Origin of the sequence: Enterobacter sp. SLBN-59, assembly GCF_024807915.1 — a bacterium.
Taxonomy (GTDB): domain Bacteria; phylum Pseudomonadota; class Gammaproteobacteria; order Enterobacterales; family Enterobacteriaceae; genus Enterobacter; species Enterobacter asburiae_B.
The window spans coordinates 3580487-3598719 of the sequence record NZ_JANUFI010000001.1; the positions used below are offsets into that span (position 1 = coordinate 3580487).

The 18233-nt window shown below is 53.5% G+C and carries 18 protein-coding genes and 2 tRNA genes; 14 read left to right on the forward strand and 6 right to left on the reverse strand.

What is annotated here, in order from left to right; translation table 11 throughout:
- Positions 1–10 precede the first annotated feature (10 nt).
- Positions 11–982 (reverse strand): octaprenyl diphosphate synthase, encoded by a 972-nt coding sequence (ispB, locus tag M2422_RS17080; RefSeq protein WP_024906360.1) that lies wholly within the window; start codon positions 980–982, stop codon positions 11–13.
- A gap of 257 nt (positions 983–1239) precedes the next feature.
- Between ispB and rplU the strand changes: the two genes are divergently transcribed.
- The 4 genes from rplU to cgtA all read left to right on the forward strand — a co-directional run bounded on the left by rplU (position 1240) and on the right by cgtA (position 4081).
- Complete coding sequence (gene rplU, locus M2422_RS17085; protein WP_003025032.1) at positions 1240–1551, forward strand: 50S ribosomal protein L21; 312 nt, start codon at positions 1240–1242, stop codon at positions 1549–1551.
- Between the two features lie 19 nt (positions 1552–1570).
- Positions 1571–1828, forward strand: a complete 258-nt coding sequence (gene rpmA / locus M2422_RS17090; protein WP_004385076.1) for a 50S ribosomal protein L27 — start codon at positions 1571–1573, stop codon at positions 1826–1828.
- Positions 1829–1924: 96 nt separating this feature from the next.
- Positions 1925–2890 carry a DMT family transporter gene (locus M2422_RS17095; protein ID WP_023309346.1) on the forward strand — a complete coding sequence of 322 codons (966 nt, stop codon included), beginning with the start codon at positions 1925–1927 and terminating at the stop codon, positions 2888–2890.
- Positions 2891–2905: 15 nt separating this feature from the next.
- A complete protein-coding gene (cgtA, locus tag M2422_RS17100; protein WP_023333597.1) occupies positions 2906–4081 on the forward strand; it encodes an Obg family GTPase CgtA in 1176 nt (391 codons plus the stop codon).
- A gap of 34 nt (positions 4082–4115) precedes the next feature.
- Here cgtA and pmrB read toward each other — a convergent pair whose 3' ends face one another.
- Genes pmrB through dacB form a run of 3 tightly spaced genes read right to left on the reverse strand, consistent with a single transcriptional unit; the run spans position 4116 to position 7254 of the window.
- On the reverse strand, positions 4116–5159 hold the full coding sequence (gene pmrB, locus M2422_RS17105; RefSeq protein ID WP_064673369.1) for a two-component system sensor histidine kinase PmrB: 1044 nt from the start codon (positions 5157–5159) through the stop codon (positions 4116–4118).
- Positions 5156–5818 carry a two-component system response regulator PmrA gene (pmrA, locus tag M2422_RS17110; protein ID WP_033146744.1) on the reverse strand — a complete coding sequence of 221 codons (663 nt, stop codon included), beginning with the start codon at positions 5816–5818 and terminating at the stop codon, positions 5156–5158. Before pmrA ends, pmrB begins: the two co-directional genes overlap by 4 nt.
- Before the next feature lie 2 nt (positions 5819–5820).
- Positions 5821–7254, reverse strand: coding sequence for a serine-type D-Ala-D-Ala carboxypeptidase (dacB, locus tag M2422_RS17115; RefSeq protein ID WP_033146743.1), 1434 nt, complete (start codon positions 7252–7254; stop codon positions 5821–5823).
- A gap of 228 nt (positions 7255–7482) precedes the next feature.
- Between dacB and greA the strand changes: the two genes are divergently transcribed.
- The gene (gene greA, locus M2422_RS17120) at positions 7483–7959 is read left to right on the forward strand and encodes a transcription elongation factor GreA (RefSeq protein WP_014171793.1); all 477 of its coding nucleotides are present in this window, start codon (positions 7483–7485) and stop codon (positions 7957–7959) included.
- 151 nt (positions 7960–8110) lie between these two features.
- On the opposite strand, the gene yhbY is transcribed toward greA, so the two are convergent.
- The gene (gene yhbY, locus M2422_RS17125; protein WP_003861814.1) at positions 8111–8404 is read right to left on the reverse strand and encodes a ribosome assembly RNA-binding protein YhbY; all 294 of its coding nucleotides are present in this window, start codon (positions 8402–8404) and stop codon (positions 8111–8113) included.
- 127 nt (positions 8405–8531) lie between these two features.
- On the opposite strand from yhbY, the gene rlmE reads away from it, so the two are divergent.
- The 6 genes from rlmE (at position 8532) to M2422_RS17155 (ending at position 14124) form a co-directional block, all read left to right on the forward strand.
- Positions 8532–9158, forward strand: coding sequence for a 23S rRNA (uridine(2552)-2'-O)-methyltransferase RlmE (gene rlmE / locus M2422_RS17130; protein ID WP_003861812.1), 627 nt, complete (start codon positions 8532–8534; stop codon positions 9156–9158).
- Between the two features lie 102 nt (positions 9159–9260).
- Positions 9261–11195, forward strand: a complete 1935-nt coding sequence (gene ftsH, locus M2422_RS17135; RefSeq protein WP_029739626.1) for an ATP-dependent zinc metalloprotease FtsH — start codon at positions 9261–9263, stop codon at positions 11193–11195.
- A 98-nt stretch (positions 11196–11293) separates the two neighbouring features.
- The gene (folP, locus tag M2422_RS17140; RefSeq protein ID WP_048981192.1) at positions 11294–12142 is read left to right on the forward strand and encodes a dihydropteroate synthase; all 849 of its coding nucleotides are present in this window, start codon (positions 11294–11296) and stop codon (positions 12140–12142) included.
- Entirely contained in the window at positions 12135–13472 is a 1338-nt protein-coding gene (gene glmM / locus M2422_RS17145; protein ID WP_045888050.1) for a phosphoglucosamine mutase, read from the forward strand. Before folP ends, glmM begins: the two co-directional genes overlap by 8 nt.
- Positions 13473–13695: 223 nt before the next feature.
- Positions 13696–14028, forward strand: a complete 333-nt coding sequence (secG, locus tag M2422_RS17150; RefSeq protein WP_023333590.1) for a preprotein translocase subunit SecG — start codon at positions 13696–13698, stop codon at positions 14026–14028.
- A 9-nt stretch (positions 14029–14037) separates the two neighbouring features.
- Positions 14038–14124, forward strand: a tRNA-Leu gene (locus M2422_RS17155).
- Positions 14125–14315: 191 nt separating this feature from the next.
- Here the strand turns inward: M2422_RS17155 and argG are convergent.
- Positions 14316–15662, reverse strand: a complete 1347-nt coding sequence (argG, locus tag M2422_RS17160) for an argininosuccinate synthase (protein WP_064673368.1) — start codon at positions 15660–15662, stop codon at positions 14316–14318.
- A 287-nt stretch (positions 15663–15949) separates the two neighbouring features.
- On the opposite strand from argG, the gene M2422_RS17165 reads away from it, so the two are divergent.
- The 3 genes from M2422_RS17165 to nusA all read left to right on the forward strand — a co-directional run bounded on the left by M2422_RS17165 (position 15950) and on the right by nusA (position 18217).
- Positions 15950–16026 (forward strand) — tRNA-Met (locus tag M2422_RS17165).
- Positions 16027–16233: 207 nt separating this feature from the next.
- Positions 16234–16686: a ribosome maturation factor RimP gene (rimP, locus tag M2422_RS17170; RefSeq protein ID WP_014833432.1), complete on the forward strand. Its 453-nt coding sequence runs from the start codon at positions 16234–16236 to the stop codon at positions 16684–16686.
- A gap of 28 nt (positions 16687–16714) precedes the next feature.
- Complete coding sequence (nusA, locus tag M2422_RS17175) at positions 16715–18217, forward strand: transcription termination factor NusA (RefSeq protein WP_029739628.1); 1503 nt, start codon at positions 16715–16717, stop codon at positions 18215–18217.
- The last annotated feature ends 16 nt before the right edge of the window (positions 18218–18233 follow it).

Here is an 18233-nt window from a genome sequence, read left to right on the forward strand (position 1 = left end):
AACAAGGGGATTAACGGTCGCGCTGAACGGCGATGTGGGCAAGACCAATCAGTGCCTCGCGCCACGGGCTGTCTGGAATGACCTGAAGCGCTTCGATGGCTTTGTCGGCTTCTTCTTCCGCGCGCTGACGCGTCCATTCCAGCGATCCGCAGATAGCCATAGTTTCTAGTACAGGTTCCAGAAGATGGCGGCCATTTCCCTGCTCAATCGCTTCACGGATCATTTTCGCCTGGTCGGCTGTTCCGTTGCGCATAGCATGAAGCAGCGGCAGGGTGGGTTTACCTTCGTTCAGGTCATCGCCCACGTTTTTACCGAGCGTTTCGCCGTCCGCACTGTAGTCCAGCAAATCATCAATCAGCTGGAAGGCCGTACCCAGATAGCGGCCATAGTCCTGCAGGCCTTTTTCCTGTGCTTCGGTACAGTCGGCCAGAATGCCGGAACACTGGGCAGCCGCTTCAAACAGGCGCGCCGTTTTGCTGTAGATGACGCGCATGTAGTTTTCTTCGGTGATATCAGGGTCGTTGACGTTCATCAGCTGCAGCACTTCGCCTTCAGCAATGACGTTTACGGCTTCGGACATCACTTCCAGCACTTTCAGGGAGCCCAGGCTGGTCATCATCTGGAAGGCGCGGGTATAGATAAAATCCCCCACCAGGACGCTGGCTGCGTTTCCGAAAGCGGCGTTTGCCGTGGCTTTGCCACGACGCATATCCGATTCATCCACAACATCGTCATGCAGAAGCGTCGCCGTGTGAATAAATTCGATGAGCGCTGCGATAGTGATGTGAGCATTTCCCTGATAGCCAACGGCTCTGGCAGCCAGAATGGCAATCATCGGACGAATGCGTTTACCGCCGCCGCTGACGATGTAATAGCCCAACTGATTGATCAGCTGAACGTCAGAGTTGAGTTGCTCCAGGATTGCTGCATTCACACCCGCCATATCTTGCGCGGTTAACTCGTTGATTTTTTCTAAATTCATCGCAAAAGCCGGGCTTTTTATCCTGTTGATCCCATCTTCAATGGGGTAACGAAGGGTTTCGGTTTATCAATAGTAGTGCTGATTGTACTGAAAAAACGGCACAGATAAACGTTACCGTACGTGTTGTGTTTTTTTTCTTCATGTATTGACGGTAGCACTTGTCAAAGGCTCGCGTTTTGCGTAATATTCGCGCCCTATTGTGAATATTTATAGCGCACTCTGATTCATACGAGGACGTGCGCGGAAGCGGAGTTTATATGTACGCGGTTTTCCAAAGTGGTGGTAAACAACACCGAGTAAGCGAAGGTCAGACCGTTCGCCTGGAAAAGCTGGACATCGCAACTGGCGAATCTGTTGAGTTCGCAGAAGTTCTGATGATCGCAAACGGTGAAGAAGTCAAAATCGGCGTTCCTTTCGTTGATGGCGGCGTTATCAAAGCTGAAGTTGTTGCACACGGTCGTGGCGAGAAAGTTAAAATCGTTAAGTTTCGTCGTCGTAAGCACTACCGTAAGCAGCAGGGCCACCGTCAGTGGTTCACTGATGTGAAAATTACTGGCATCAGCGCCTAAGACCTGAGGAGAGATTTAAATGGCACATAAAAAGGCTGGCGGCTCCACACGTAACGGTCGCGATTCAGAAGCTAAACGCCTTGGCGTTAAGCGTTTCGGTGGCGAATCCGTTCTGGCGGGTAGCATCATCGTTCGTCAACGTGGTACCAAATTCCACGCTGGCAACAACGTAGGTTGCGGTCGTGACCACACTCTGTTTGCTAAAGCAGACGGTAAAGTGAAATTTGAAGTTAAAGGCCCGAACAACCGTAAATACATCAGCATCGTTGCTGAGTAAGGTTTTCTCGGTCCGGTAACGGATTAAAGCCCCGCAACCTGTTGCGGGGCTTTTTACATTGGAAACCCGGTAATTTTTTCTGTAGGGAAAACGGGCATGAAGCAGCAGGCCGGCATTGGTATTCTTTTGGCGCTCACTACCGCAATGTGCTGGGGTGCGCTGCCAATTGCAATGAAGCAGGTACTGGAAGTGATGGAGCCGCCTACGGTGGTCTTTTATCGCTTTCTGATGGCAAGCATCGGCCTCGGGGCCATTCTGGCTATCAAAGGTAAGCTTCCACCCTTGCGGCTCTTCCGCAAACCGCGCTGGCTGGTATTGCTGGCTATCGCGACGGGCGGTCTGTTCGGTAACTTCATCCTGTTCAGCTCTTCCCTGCAATATCTCAGCCCCACGGCGTCGCAGGTGATAGGTCAGCTTTCACCGGTGGGCATGATGGTCGCCAGCGTCTTTATCCTCAAGGAAAAGATGCGCGGTACGCAGATTATCGGGGCGAGCATGCTGCTGTGCGGTCTGGTGATGTTCTTCAACACCAGTCTGATTGAGATTTTCACCCGCCTGACGGATTACACATGGGGTGTAATTTTTGGTGTGGGGGCAGCAACGGTTTGGGTGAGCTATGGCGTCGCACAAAAGGTGTTATTGCGTCGTCTTGCCTCACAGCAGATCCTCTTTTTATTGTACACTTTGTGTACAATAGCATTGCTGCCATTAGCAAAGCCGGGTGTGATTTCCCAGCTTAGCGACTGGCAACTGGCGTGCCTCATTTTTTGTGGGCTGAACACGCTGGTCGGTTATGGCGCGCTGGCCGAAGCGATGGCGCGCTGGCAGGCGGCACAGGTGAGCGCGTTAATTACGCTTACTCCGCTGTTTACGCTGTTATTTTCAGATTTGTTATCAATGGCCTGGCCCGATGTCTTCGTCAGACCGATGCTCAACCTGTTGGGTTATCTCGGTGCGTTTGTCGTGGTTGCGGGCGCGATGTATTCCGCCATTGGTCATCGTCTTTGGGGACGTTGGCGCAAAAATGAAGCGGTTGTAGTAGTCCCCCGCTCAGGCGAATGAGTTACGGAGAGTAAAATGAAGTTTGTTGATGAAGCGACGATCCTGGTCGTGGCTGGTGATGGCGGCAATGGTTGCGTGAGCTTCCGCCGTGAAAAGTATATCCCACGTGGCGGTCCTGACGGCGGCGACGGTGGGGATGGTGGTGACGTGTGGCTGGAGGCGGATGAGAACCTCAACACGCTGATCGACTACCGTTTCGAAAAATCCTTCCGCGCTGAACGTGGCCAGAACGGCCAGAGCCGTGACTGTACCGGGAAACGCGGTAAAGACGTCACCATTAAGGTTCCGGTCGGTACGCGTGTGATTGACCAGGGAACCGGTGAAACCATGGGTGACATGACCAAACACGGTCAGCGCCTGATGGTGGCGAAAGGCGGCTGGCACGGTCTGGGTAACAGCCGTTTCAAATCCTCCGTTAACCGTACTCCGCGTCAGAAAACGATGGGTACGCCGGGCGATAAGCGCGATCTGCAGCTGGAGCTGATGCTTCTGGCAGACGTGGGCATGCTGGGTATGCCAAACGCCGGTAAATCGACGTTCATTCGCGCCGTTTCTGCGGCGAAACCAAAAGTGGCGGACTATCCGTTTACCACGCTGGTACCAAGCCTGGGCGTTGTCCGTATGGATAACGAGAAGAGCTTTGTGGTTGCCGATATTCCGGGTCTGATTGAAGGCGCTGCGGAAGGTGCGGGTCTGGGTATTCGCTTCCTGAAACACCTTGAGCGTTGCCGCGTGCTGCTGCACCTTATCGATATCGATCCTATCGACGGTTCCGATCCGGTTGAAAACGCCCGCATCATCATCGGTGAGCTGGAAAAATACAGCGAAAAACTGGCGAATAAACCACGCTGGCTGGTCTTCAACAAGATCGACCTGATGGACAAAGCCGAAGCGGAAGCGAAAGCTAAAGCGATTGCTGAAGCGATGGGTTGGGAAGATAAATACTACCTGATCTCTGCGGCAAGCCAGGTTGGCGTGAAAGATCTGTGCTGGGATGTGATGACCTTCATCATTGAGAACCCAATTGTTCAGGCGGAAGAAGCGAAACAGCCTGAAAAAGTCGAATTCATGTGGGATGACTACCACCGCCAGCAGCTCGAAGAGCTGGAAGCGGAAGAGGATGATGAAGACTGGGACGATGACTGGGATGAAGACGATGAAGAAGGCGTCGAGTTCATCTACAAGCACTAATATCTGTCGAGAGCCCCCATTATGGGGGCTTTTTTTATTCCAGCGTTGCGGGCAGCCAGCAGCTGGCGATCAAACCACCTTCAGCGCCGTTCTCAAGCGTCAGCCTGCCGTGGTGGAGCTGTACAATGCGCTGCACGATACTCAGCCCCAGACCGCTGCCACCGTAGCGCTGGTCAAGACGGCGGAATGGCTCGGTAATTGACTGTCGGTGCGCGTCATCAATACCGGGCCCCTGATCGATCACGCTGATCTGCGTCCCCCCGTCGACCCCGGTTAATGTCACTGTAATCGTTGTCCCTGCCGGGCTGTAGCGCCCGGCATTCTCCAGCAGGTTGCGCAGCATCAGACGCAGGAGCACGGCGTCTCCCTGAACCGTGAGCGCGCTTTTAGCGGGCCAAATCACCGTATGCTCTTTGGCTTCATGGCCCAGGCCGAGAGGTTCAATGATATTTTCCGTCCAGCTCACGGTTTCGTAGTGTCCGCTGGCCATTGCCTGTCCGGCACGGGCCAGCATCAGCAGCTGTTCGACGGTATGCATGAGCTGATCGATACGGCTAATTAACGTCGCGGCCTGTGGTGCGCCTGACTGCGCCATAAGCTCCAGATGAAGCCGGATACCGGCAAGGGGCGTTCGAAGCTCGTGTGCGGCGTCAGCGGTGAAGAGACGCTCCTGCTGAATGGTATTGTCCAGCCGGGCGAGCAGCTGGTTCAGGGAGGTTGTCACCGCGCCGATTTCTTCCATGTCGGAATACATAGGAAGCGGAGTTAAGTTATCTGCCGAACGGTTAGCCAGGCTGTCACGCAGTTTATTCAGCGGTCGGGTTATCCAGGTGACTGCCCAGAAAGAGAAAAACAGCGTAAAGCCTACCATCACCAGAGAAGGGACGAGAAGGGAAGCAATCGCTTCGCGGATCTCTTTTTCGACATGGTTATTACGGGCTTTTGCCGACAGCGTTTCATTCACCAGAAAACCGATCTGCTCGCGGCTTTCATGCCACAGCCAGATGACGCTTATCAGCTGGAAAAATAAGAGAATGACCGCCAGCAGCACCATCAAACGCCGACGCATGCTGTTCATTTCTGGCTCTCAAGGCGATAGCCAACGCCACGGACGGTTTTGATTCTGTCCTTGCCGAGCTTGCGACGCAGGTTATGGATGTGAACTTCAAGGGTATTTGACCCCGGATCGTCCTGCCAGGAGTAGATATCCTGCTGGAGTGTTTCTCTGTGCACCGTTTGTCCGCTGCGCATGATCAGACGCGTAAGCAGGGCGAACTCTTTTGGCGTCACCTCTACCGCCTGGTCCCGGCGCAGTACCTGCTGGGTTTGCAGATTCAGCGTAATATCGCCGTCGGTGAGTAAGTTATCGCTATGGCCCTGATAGCGGCGAATCAACGCCCGCACTCGCGCCTGCAGCTCCGCAAGCGCAAAAGGCTTCACCAGGTAATCATCTGCGCCTGCATCGAGGCCGGTGATGCGATCTTCAATGGCATCGCGTGCCGTCAGGATCAACACCGGGTTGGCGATACCGCGGCGTCGCCACTGGCTGAGCAGCGTGGCGCCGTCTTTATCAGGCAAGCCCAAATCGAGGATCACCAGACTGTATTCGCCGCTCTGGATCAGGGCGTCCGCCTCCGCTGCGGTGCCAGCACAGTCGAGGGCATACCCTTCATTGGCCAGCCCCAGCGCCAGCCCTTCCTGCAATAACAGATCGTCTTCAACTATGAGTAGTTTCATCGCTAGTTATTCTGGTAGATGTCCTTATAAAGCCTGCTTTCGAAGCGAACAAGCGGAATACGGCGATTGCGCTGGTCGGTCGGTTCGACGGCATAGCCGGAAAGATACTGCACGAATGCCATGCGTTGTCCGCTGGCGGTAGTGATGAAGCCTGCAAGGTTGTAAACCCCCTGCAGCGAGCCTGTCTTAGCGGATACTTTGCCATCCACGCCGGCAGCGTGAAGCCCGGCGCGATACTGCAGCGAACCGTCATGCCCGGCCAGCGGCAGCATTGAAATAAAGTTTAGCTCAGTGTCATGCTGTGCAATGTACTGAAGCACCTGCATCATCGTGGCCGGAGAGATCAAATTATGACGCGATAATCCGGAGCCATCGACGGCGATGGTATTACCCAGCTCGATCCCGGCCTGCTGGCGCAGGATCTGACGAACGGCGTCTGAACCCGCGCGCCAGGTTCCCGGCACGCCGAAACGCGCGTGGCCAATCATGCGGAACACGGTGTCGGCAATCATGTTGTCCGACTTTTTCAGCATGATTCGCAGTAAATCGTGCAGCGGAGGAGACTGTTTGCTGGCGATGACCGTGCCGGGCTGATTGACCTGCGTCTGGCGAAGCAGCGTGCCGGTGTAGGTTATGCCCGCTTGTTTCAGCTCATCTTTCAGAATGGCACCCGCGTAGCTTGCTCCATCCTGTATCGCAAAGGCCAGCGGCAGCGGATCGGCGCGCTGCGTCAGGCAGCCGGTAAGCGTGAAGCGGTTAAGATCGCCCGGCACGACGTCCAGCTCACAATATTGCGCATCCGGGGAGCCTTTCGCCAGCGTGCGGACCTGGCTAAACATTGTGACCGGGTAGTAGGACGCTATGCGGATAAACGCTAAATCATCTGGCTTTGGCGCGCTGTAAAGCGAAACCGAGAAGCAGTTACGGTCAACGATTGCGGCGGCGGGCGGGGCGCTAAAACATTGGGTCATGTCGTTCCACGGCCAGCCTGGGGCTTTATCGTGGCTGGCAAAGATGGACGTGTCGATCAGTACATTGCCATCAATTTTCTGCACGCCAGATTTTTTCAGTACCGCAACCATATTGCGGATATCCTGGCGCTTAAAGGTCGGATCGCCGCCAAAACGGGCGATAAGATCGCCTTTCAGTGCGCCACCCTCGACGTTACCTTTGGTCTCGAGTGTGGTCGTAAAACGGAAGTCAGGCCCGAGCTGGAGCAGGGCAGCGAGGGCAGTGATCACCTTTTGGGTACTGGCAGGCAGGGCCATCTGTTGACTGTGATAGTCAATCTCGGGAGCCTGTGCGCCAACCTTCTGCACCATCAGGGCAAGGTTCGCGCCTGCGGGGAGCTGATTAATGTACTCATCAACATTCGCGGCCTGGGCGGTGAACGTTATACTGGTAGTCAATCCGATGATAAATCTGGAAAATCGCATAATCTCGCGCTAACAACCCGAAAACAAACCGTCATACTACGGTGCATGGCACTGCAAAGTAAACGATGACCCATAGTGAACTTCGCGGTAAAATGCATATCAAATTGAAAAATTGCTGCTGACCTGGGGCATTGCTCCCGGGTCGGTTTTCTTTTTGCTTCTTGCCCGCTTAGGGGGGCAGGAGCAGGGAACACTGCTCCCAACAGGAATGTTTAAGAGGTATAACAAATGCAAGCTATTCCGATGACCTTACGTGGTGCCGAAAAACTGCGCGAAGAGCTGGATTTCCTGAAATCCGTGCGTCGTCCTGAAATCATCGCCGCTATCGCGGATGCACGCGAGCATGGCGACCTGAAAGAGAACGCTGAATACCACGCCGCGCGTGAGCAGCAGGGCTTCTGTGAAGGGCGTATTAAAGATATCGAAGCAAAACTGTCCAATGCACAGGTTATCGATATCACCAAAATGCCTAACAACGGGCGTGTGATCTTTGGTTCTACCGTGACCGTGCTGAACCTGGACAACGACGAAGAGCAGACCTATCGCATCGTGGGTGATGATGAAGCAGACTTCAAACAGAACCTGATTTCAGTGAACTCCCCGATTGCTCGCGGCCTGATTGGCAAAGAGCAGGACGATGTTGTCACCATTCGCACCCCTGGCGGTGAAGTGGAATACGAAATTATTAAGGTTGAATACCTGTAATTCGCTTCTCTACTAAGATGTTGATACATTGTAAAGAAAAGAAAAAGGCCGCATAGCGGCCTTTTATCAACTCAAGGAGCATGGCATTTTGCTCGCCTGCTGACAGAAATCCCTCGTTTCACACAGAAAATGTGTTTGATTCAGGATATCCTTAGCGTGGCAGCGAGATTTTACGCTCTTTAGATGGGCGGTAGAGCACCAGCGTTTTACCGATGACCTGTACATTACAGGCGCCGGTTTCGCGCACGATGGCTTCCACGATCAGGTTTTTAGTGTCTCTGTCTTCAGAGGCGATTTTCACCTTGATCAGCTCGTGGTGTTCCAGCGCTTGTTCAATCTCGGCAAGCACCCCTTCGGTCAAACCATTGTTGCCAAGCATGACTACAGGCTTGAGCGGATGTGCCAGACCTTTTAGGTGCTGTTTTTGTTTAGTACTCAGATTCATCGTATATTTTTGCTTACGTTGGGATTGAAAACGGTTCATTCTACCGCCATCTCCCTTATATCGCCAAATAGCTGCGTAGAAATTTACGTCACAGGCAGGTAACGATGAACCAGGACGGAAATGTTAAATGACAGGTAAAAAGCGTTCTGCCAGCTCCAGCCGCTGGCTTCAGGAACACTTTAGCGATAAATATGTTCAACAGGCACAGAAAAAGGGGTTGCGTTCCCGTGCCTGGTTTAAACTTGATGAAATACAGCAAAGTGACAAACTTTTTAAGCCGGGGATGACGGTTGTAGACCTCGGTGCGGCACCTGGCGGATGGTCCCAGTATGCGGTAACGCAGATCGGCGGAACGGGCCGAATCATCGCGTGCGATCTTTTACCAATGGATCCCATCGTCGGTGTCGACTTCCTTCAGGGCGACTTTCGTGATGAATTAGTGCTGAAAGCGTTACTTGATCGTGTAGGTGACAGTAAGGTCCAGGTTGTCATGTCTGATATGGCACCAAATATGTGCGGAACACCGGCGGTGGATATCCCCCGCGCCATGTATCTGGTGGAGCTAGCGTTAGAAATGTGTCGTGATGTACTAGCGCCTGGTGGTAGTTTTGTTGTGAAGGTGTTTCAGGGCGAAGGTTTCGAGGAGTATCTTAAGGAAATTCGCTCCCTGTTTGCGAAGGTTAAAGTTCGTAAGCCGGACTCTTCCCGGGCCCGTTCCCGAGAAGTGTATATTGTAGCGACCGGGCGAAAATGATAACCGGTAGATTTCAGGCGAAAGTTTGAATGAAACTGGATATAGAGTATCCTGACGCTGTTTTTAACACAGTTGTAATATGAGGTTAATCCCTTGAGTGACATGGCGAAAAACCTAATACTCTGGCTGGTCATTGCCGTTGTGCTGATGTCAGTATTCCAGAGCTTTGGGCCCAGCGAGTCGAATGGCCGCAAGGTGGATTATTCTACCTTCCTGCAGGAGGTCAATCAGGACCAGGTTCGCGAAGCGCGTATCAACGGACGTGAGATCAACGTTACCAAGAAAGATAGTAACCGTTACACGACTTACATCCCGGTGAACGATCCTAAGCTGCTTGATAACCTTCTGACCAAAAACGTCAAGGTGGTAGGTGAGCCGCCAGAAGAACCAAGCCTGCTGGCTTCTATCTTCATTTCCTGGTTCCCGATGCTGCTTCTTATCGGCGTCTGGATCTTCTTTATGCGCCAGATGCAGGGCGGCGGTGGCAAAGGTGCCATGTCGTTCGGTAAGAGCAAGGCGCGTATGCTGACGGAAGACCAGATCAAGACCACCTTCGCTGACGTCGCCGGTTGTGACGAAGCGAAAGAAGAGGTGGGTGAACTGGTTGAGTACCTGCGTGAACCGAGCCGTTTCCAGAAGCTGGGCGGTAAGATCCCGAAAGGCGTGCTGATGGTTGGCCCTCCGGGTACCGGTAAAACCCTGCTGGCGAAAGCCATCGCGGGCGAAGCGAAGGTGCCGTTCTTTACTATTTCAGGTTCTGACTTCGTTGAAATGTTCGTGGGTGTCGGTGCATCTCGTGTGCGTGACATGTTCGAGCAGGCCAAAAAGGCAGCACCGTGCATTATCTTCATCGATGAAATCGACGCCGTGGGCCGCCAGCGTGGCGCAGGTCTGGGCGGTGGTCACGATGAACGTGAACAGACGCTGAACCAGATGCTGGTTGAGATGGACGGCTTCGAAGGTAACGAAGGTATCATCGTTATCGCGGCGACTAACCGTCCGGACGTACTTGACCCCGCGCTGCTGCGTCCAGGCCGTTTCGACCGTCAGGTTGTTGTGGGTCTGCCGGACGTTCGCGGTCGTGAACAGATTCTGAAAGTTCACATGCGTCGCGTACCGCTGGCGCCAGATATCGACGCTGCAATCATTGCGCGCGGTACCCCGGGCTTCTCCGGTGCTGACCTGGCGAACCTGGTCAACGAAGCTGCTCTGTTTGCCGCTCGCGGTAACAAGCGCGTCGTATCGATGGTGGAGTTTGAGAAAGCGAAAGACAAAATCATGATGGGTGCGGAACGTCGCTCCATGGTGATGACGGAAGCGCAGAAAGAGTCCACGGCATACCACGAAGCGGGTCACGCGATTATCGGTCGCCTCGTGCCGGAACACGATCCGGTGCATAAAGTGACGATTATTCCGCGCGGTCGTGCGCTGGGTGTGACTTTCTTCCTGCCTGAAGGCGACGCGATCAGCGCCAGCCGTCAGAAGCTGGAAAGCCAGATTTCGACCCTGTACGGCGGTCGTCTGGCAGAAGAGATTATCTACGGTGTGGAACATGTTTCTACCGGTGCGTCCAACGACATTAAAGTTGCGACAAACCTGGCGCGTAACATGGTGACGCAGTGGGGCTTCTCCGACAAACTCGGTCCGCTGCTGTATGCAGAGGAAGAGGGTGAAGTATTCCTGGGCCGTTCTGTGGCTAAAGCGAAACATATGTCCGATGAGACGGCTCGTATCATCGACCAGGAAGTAAAATCTCTGGTAGAGCGTAACTATGCACGTGCACGCCAGATCCTGACCGACAATATGGACATCCTGCATTCGATGAAAGATGCGCTCATGAAATATGAGACCATCGATGCACCGCAGATTGACGACCTGATGGCGCGCCGTGAAGTGCGTCCGCCAGCTGGCTGGGAAGACCCAGGCGCTTCCAATAATTCTGACAACAATGGCACCCCGCGTGCGCCGCGTCCGGTTGATGAACCGCGTACGCCAAACCCGGGCAACACCATGTCAGAACAGTTGGGCGATAAGTAAGTCACTGCTGTTGAAGCGTTTGTCTGTACCTCAAACCCTGGAGCTTGCTCCGGGGTTTTTCATTTCTGTTTAACGATATAGATACCAGGGATTTCGCCATGAAATTATTCGCTCAGGACTCGCATCTCGATCTTTCACATCCCCATGTGATGGGGATCCTGAATGTTACCCCTGACTCCTTCTCTGACGGCGGCACGCATAACACGCTTATCGAGGCGGTTAAACACGCGAATCTAATGATTAATGCGGGTGCCACCATTATTGACGTGGGCGGCGAATCGACGCGTCCTGGTGCGGCTGACGTGTCTGTGGAAGAAGAGCTGGCGCGCGTGGTGCCGGTGGTTGAAGCTATCGCGCAGCGGTTTGAAGTATGGATCTCCGTTGATACCTCTAAACCCGAAGTGATTCGTGAAGTGGCGAGAGTGGGCGCTCACATTATCAATGATATTCGCTCGCTCACTGAGCCCGGCGCACTTGAAGCTGCGGCAGAGACCGGGTTACCGGTATGCCTGATGCACATGCAGGGCCAACCGAAAACCATGCAGGAAGCACCGAAGTATGACGATGTCTTTGCCGACGTGAATCGCTTCTTTATTGAACATATTGCGCGCTGCGAACGTGCAGGTATCCCAAAAGAGAAATTGTTGCTCGACCCGGGGTTCGGTTTCGGTAAAAATCTCTCCCACAATTATGCGTTGCTTGCGCGCTTATCGGAATTCCATCACTTTGACCTGCCGCTGCTGGTGGGGATGTCGAGAAAGTCGATGATTGGGCAGTTGCTGAACGTGGGGCCGAGCGAACGCCTGAGCGGCAGCCTGTCCTGCGCGGTGATTGCGGCGATGCAGGGCGCGCACATTATTCGTGTCCATGACGTCAAAGAAACAGTAGAAGCCATGCGTGTGGTGGAAGCCACACTGGCAGCGAAGGAAAACAAACGCTATGAGTAATCGTAAGTATTTTGGCACCGATGGTATCCGTGGGCGTGTAGGCGATGCTCCCATCACCCCTGATTTTGTCCTGAAGCTCGGCTGGGCTGCTGGCAAAGTGCTGGCGCGTCATGGTTCCCGTAAGATCATTATCGGTAAAGACACCCGTATTTCCGGCTATATGCTGGAGTCCGCGCTGGAGGCGGGTCTGGCGGCGGCTGGACTGTCCGCTTCCTTTACGGGCCCAATGCCAACGCCTGCTGTCGCGTATCTGACGCGCACTTTCCGTGCGGAAGCGGGGATTGTTATCTCAGCTTCTCACAACCCGTTCTACGACAACGGCATTAAATTCTTCTCCATTGACGGCACCAAGCTCCCGGATGACGTGGAAGAAGCCATTGAAGCCGAAATGGAAAAAGAGATCACCTGCGTTGATTCCGCAGAGCTGGGTAAAGCGAACCGTATCGTTGATGCGGCGGGCCGTTATATCGAATTCTGTAAAGGCACCTTCCCGAATGAGCTGAGCCTGGCTCACCTCAAAATTGTGGTGGACTGTGCAAACGGCGCGACCTATCACATCGCCCCGAATGTCTTCCGCGAACTGGGTGCGAAAGTCATCACCATTGGCTGCGAGCCGGATGGTCTGAACATTAACGAGCAGGTGGGTGCAACTGATGTTCGTGCCCTGCAGGCGCGTGTTCTGGCAGAGAAAGCCGACCTGGGCATTGCCCTGGACGGCGACGGTGACCGCGTGATCATGGTCGACCACGAAGGTAACAAGGTCGACGGCGATCAGATCCTCTACATCATTGCCCGTGAGGGCCTGCGTCAGGGCCAGCTGCGCGGCGGTGCGGTGGGCACGCTGATGAGTAACATGGGCCTGGAACTGGCGCTGAAACAGCTCGGTATTCCGTTTGTCCGCGCGAAAGTGGGTGACCGCTATGTGCTGGAAAAACTACAGGAGAAGGGCTGGCGCATCGGCGCAGAAAACTCGGGTCACGTTATCCTGCTCGACAAAACTACCACTGGGGACGGTATCGTGGCCGCGCTGCAGGTGGTTGCCGCAATGGCGCGCAACCATATGAACCTGCACGATCTGTGCAGCGGGATGAAAATGTTCCCACAGATCCTGGTAAACGTACGCTTCACTGCCGGTAAAGGCGATCCGCTGGAAAACGAGAACGTCAAAGCGGTGATGGCTGACGTTGAAGCGGCCCTGGGCAATCGTGGACGCGTGCTGTTGCGTAAGTCCGGTACTGAACCGCTGATCCGCGTGATGGTGGAAGGTGAAGACGAAGCGCAGGTAACCGAATTTGCACACCGTATTGCGGACGCTGTGAAAGCTGCATAATCGTGCACGCTAAATGTATAAAAAGGCGGCTTTTGTCGCCTTTGTTTTAAGCAATTAATGGCTTTTTGCTGTTTTTTTCCGCAGTTGATACAATGCGTCAAAAATGCCCTTGCGAAGGTCATTCGCTTTGGTTAGTATTCACACCCGCTTCAGTGGGAAACAAAAATCCTGCTAATTGGTCGAAGCATTGGTATGCGGCAAATCCGCAAGGAACAGGTTGATTATGTACGAAGCTCTTTTAGTTATTTTCCTTATTGTAGCCATCGCTCTCGTAGCGCTGATCATGCTGCAGCAAGGTAAAGGCGCTGATATGGGAGCCTCCTTCGGAGCAGGCGCTTCCGGTACGCTGTTCGGTTCAAGTGGTTCTGCGAACTTCATGACCCGCACAACGGCGATTCTGGCTACGCTGTTCTTCATCATCAGCCTTGTGCTTGGCAATATCAACAGCAACAAGACCAGCAAAGGAAGTGAGTGGGAAAATCTGAGCGCGCCAGCGAAAACTGAGCAAACTCAGCCAGCTGCACCGGCTAAGCCAACCAGCGATATCCCGCACTAAGTATTCTGTACCGAGGTGGTGGAATTGGTAGACACGCTACCTTGAGGTGGTAGTGCCCTAACGGGCTTGTGGGTTCGAGTCCCATCCTCGGTACCAATATTCCAGAAGAAAGACGTCGAAAGACGTTTTTTTTTCGTCTGTAGACTGCGAGATCTCCGATCTTTTGTAGGGCGGGTAAGCGCATGCGTCAACCGCCATGTTGCCCGGTGGCGCTGCGCTTATCGGGCCTACGAAAATCAAAATAAAAAAGGCGCCCTGTGGGCGCCTTTTGCATGTTACATCAGCGATTACTTCTTATCGCTGTGCTCCAGGTTTTCAACCTGCGGCAGACCGTTACCTGAACTGGCGGAGAGCAGGCCATTCTCAACATAGTTGAACAGCTTCTCGCGGGTATCGGTGATGTCCAGGTTACGCATGGTCAGCTGACCAATACGATCGTCCGGTGAGAACACGGATTCACCTTTCTCCATGGTCAGACGCTCTGCTTTATAGGTCAGGTTGTCAGACACGGTGTTCAGGATGGAGTAGTCGTTTCCGCGACGCAGCTCCAGCGTGACTTCACCGGTGATCGCGCTTGCCACCCAACGCTGCAGCGCATCACGCAGCATCAGCGCCTGTGGATCGAACCAGCGGCCCTGATACAGCAGTTTACCCAGCTGACGGCCATGAGAGTGATACTGCTCAATGGTGTCTTCGTTGTGAATGCCGGTCAGCAGACGCTCGTAAGCGATGTGCAGCAGCGCCATTCCCGGGGCTTCATAGATGCCACGGCTTTTCGCTTCGATGATGCGGTTTTCAATCTGATCGCTCATGCCCAGACCGTGACGACCACCAATACGGTTAGCTTCCAGCATTAGTTCAACATCATCAGAGAAGGTTTTACCGTTCAGCGAAACCGGATGGCCGCGTTCGAAACGCACGGTCACTTCTTCAGCCTGGATTTTGACGTTCTCGTCCCAGAACTTCACGCCCATGATCGGGTTAACGATCTTCACGCTGGAGTTCAGGAATTCCAGGTCTTTCGCTTCGTGCGTCGCACCCAGCATGTTGGAGTCGGTGGAGTAGGCCTTCTCGACTGACATCTTATAGTCGAAGCCGCAGGCGATCATAAACTCGGACATTTCATGACGGCCACCCAGCTCGTCGATGAAGTCGGTATCCAGCCACGGCTTGTAGATCTGCAGTTCGGCGTTGGTCAGCAGGCCATAACGATAGAAACGTTCAATATCGTTACCTTTGTAGGTGCTACCGTCACCCCAGATGTTGACGCCGTCTTCTTTCATCGCCGCAACCAGCATGGTGCCGGTGACCGCACGGCCCAGCGGGGTGGTGTTGAAATAGGTCAGGCCGCCGGTGGTGTTATGGAACGCACCGCACTGAATAGCCGCGATACCTTCAGCGACCAGTTGCTTACGGCAGTCAATCAGGCGCGCGTTCTCTGCACCATACTCTTTAGCGCGACGAGGAATGGCATCGTAGTCGTCCTCATCCGGCTGACCCAGGTTCGCAGTATAGGCGTACGGAACCGCTCCCTTCTGGCGCATCCACAGCAGTGCAGCGCTGGTATCCAGGCCGCCCGAGAAAGCGATGCCAATACGTTGTCCTACCGGAAGATGCTTGAGAATCGTCGTCATAGAATAAAACCCTGCTTGATTGACTGATTAGAGACCGCTTTCGCTCTCTTGTGCATTTTTATGCAAAATAAGTGAGTATTCATTTAATCATCTTTTGGCGAAGACCGGAAGAGAGTCGTGCGTTTTTTGTAAAAATTTTGGTCTAATCGATCTGGCGGAAGTTGGGTTGACAGGTGGGGTCAACTATCAATATACTAAACGCCGATTTTACGTCCCGTCTTCGGTACCAAATCCCAGCATTATTTGCAAATTCTGTCCAAAACGCGTAGAATTTGCCACGTTTCAGGCGCGGGGTGGAGCAGCCTGGTAGCTCGTCGGGCTCATAACCCGAAGGTCGTCGGTTCAAATCCGGCCCCCGCAACCACTTTCCCATAAAGTTCTTTTTCAAATATACTGTGAAGACTTAGAGCCTTCGTAGCTGGATTTGAAAAAATTCTTTCGGAAAGTGCTCCAGGCCACAGTTGTGGCTATAGGGTTCAGTTATCTAAAGCCCCGATTTATCGGGGTTTTTTGTTATCTGACTACAGAATAACTGGGCTTTACGCCCTTTTTTTATGTCTTGGGGGTGGGCTTGTCCACATTAGAGCAAAAATTAACAGAGATGATTACTGCACCGGTCGAAGCACTGGGCTACGAACTGGTCGGCATCGAATTCGTTCGCGGCCGTACATCGACGCTGCGCATCTATATTGATAGTGAAGATGGCATCAATGTTGATGATTGTGCTGATGTCAGCCACCAGGTGAGTGCGGTTCTTGATGTTGAAGACCCGATTACCGTTGCGTACAACCTGGAAGTTTCCTCACCTGGCCTCGATCGCCCGATGTTCACGGCCGAGCACTATGTGCGCTTTACCGGTGAAGAAGTGGCTCTCGTTCTGCGTATGGCCGTACAGAACCGCCGTAAATGGCAGGGAATTATCAAAGCCGTTGATGGTGAAATGATCACGGTGACAGTCGAAGGCAAAGATGAAGTGTTCGCGCTGAGTAATATCCAGAAGGCGAACCTGGTTCCCCACTTTTAACAGTCTGGATTGAGGTGAAAAGCCCGCGATGAACAAAGAAATTTTGGCTGTTGTTGAAGCCGTCTCCAACGAGAAATCACTGCCGCGTGAGAAGATTTTCGAAGCGCTGGAAAGTGCACTGGCTACAGCAACCAAGAAAAAATACGAACAAGAGATCGATGTTCGCGTAGAAATCGATCGTAAAAGCGGTGACTTCGATACATTCCGTCGTTGGGTAATCGTTGAAGAAGTGACCCAGCCGACCAAAGAGATCACGCTGGAAGCTGCCCGTTTTGAAGACGAAAGTCTGAACGTGGGTGAGTACGTAGAAGATCAGATTGAATCTGTGACCTTCGACCGTATCACGACTCAGACCGCTAAACAGGTTATCGTGCAGAAAGTGCGCGAAGCCGAGCGTGCGCTGGTTGTCGATCAGTTCCGCGATCAGGAAGGCGAGATCATCACCGGCGTGGTGAAGAAAGTGAACCGCGACAACATCTCCCTGGAGATCAAATCCGAAGGGTTGCCGGGTAACGCTGAAGCCGTGATCCTGCGTGAAGATATGCTGCCGCGTGAAAACTTCCGCCCAGGCGACCGTATTCGCGGTGTTCTGTACGCCGTTCGCCCTGAAGCGCGTGGTGCACAGCTGTTCGTGACCCGTTCTAAACCAGAAATGCTGGTAGAACTGTTCCGTATCGAAGTGCCGGAAATCGGTGAAGAAGTTATCGAGATTAAAGCGGCGGCTCGCGATCCGGGCTCCCGTGCGAAAATTGCGGTGAAAACCAACGACAAGCGTATCGACCCGGTCGGTGCTTGCGTCGGTATGCGCGGTGCGCGCGTTCAGGCAGTTTCGACTGAGCTGGGCGGCGAACGTATTGATATCGTTCTGTGGGATGACAACCCGGCGCAGTTCGTGATCAACGCAATGGCTCCAGCTGATGTGGCGTCTATCGTTGTTGACGAAGACAAACACACCATGGATATCGCTGTTGAAGCGGGCAACCTGGCGCAGGCAATCGGCCGTAACGGTCAGAACGTACGCCTGGCGTCACAGCTGAGCGGCTGGGAACTCAACGTAATGACCGTTGATGACCTGCAGGCTAAGCATCAGGCTGAAGCCCATGCGGCGATCGATACCTTCACTAAATACCTGGATATTGACGAAGACTTCGCCACTGTTCTGGTTGAAGAAGGTTTCTCTACGCTGGAAGAACTGGCCTATGTGCCAATGAAAGAGCTGCTGGAAATTGACGGTCTGGATGAACCAACCGTTGAAGCCCTGCGTGAACGCGCTAAAAACGCACTGACCACCCTGGCACTGGCTCAGGAAGAAAGCCTTGGCGATAAGAAGCCGGCTGATGACCTGCTGAATCTGGAAGGTCTTGATCGTGCGATTGCGTTCAAGCTGGCTGCCCGTGGTGTTTGTACGCTGGAAGATCTCGCTGAGCAAGGCGTTGATGACCTGGCTGATATCGAAGGTTTAACCGACGAGAAAGCCGGCGAGCTCATCATGGCCGCACGTAATATTTGCTGGTTCGGCGACGAAGCGTAATAAACTGTAGCAGGAA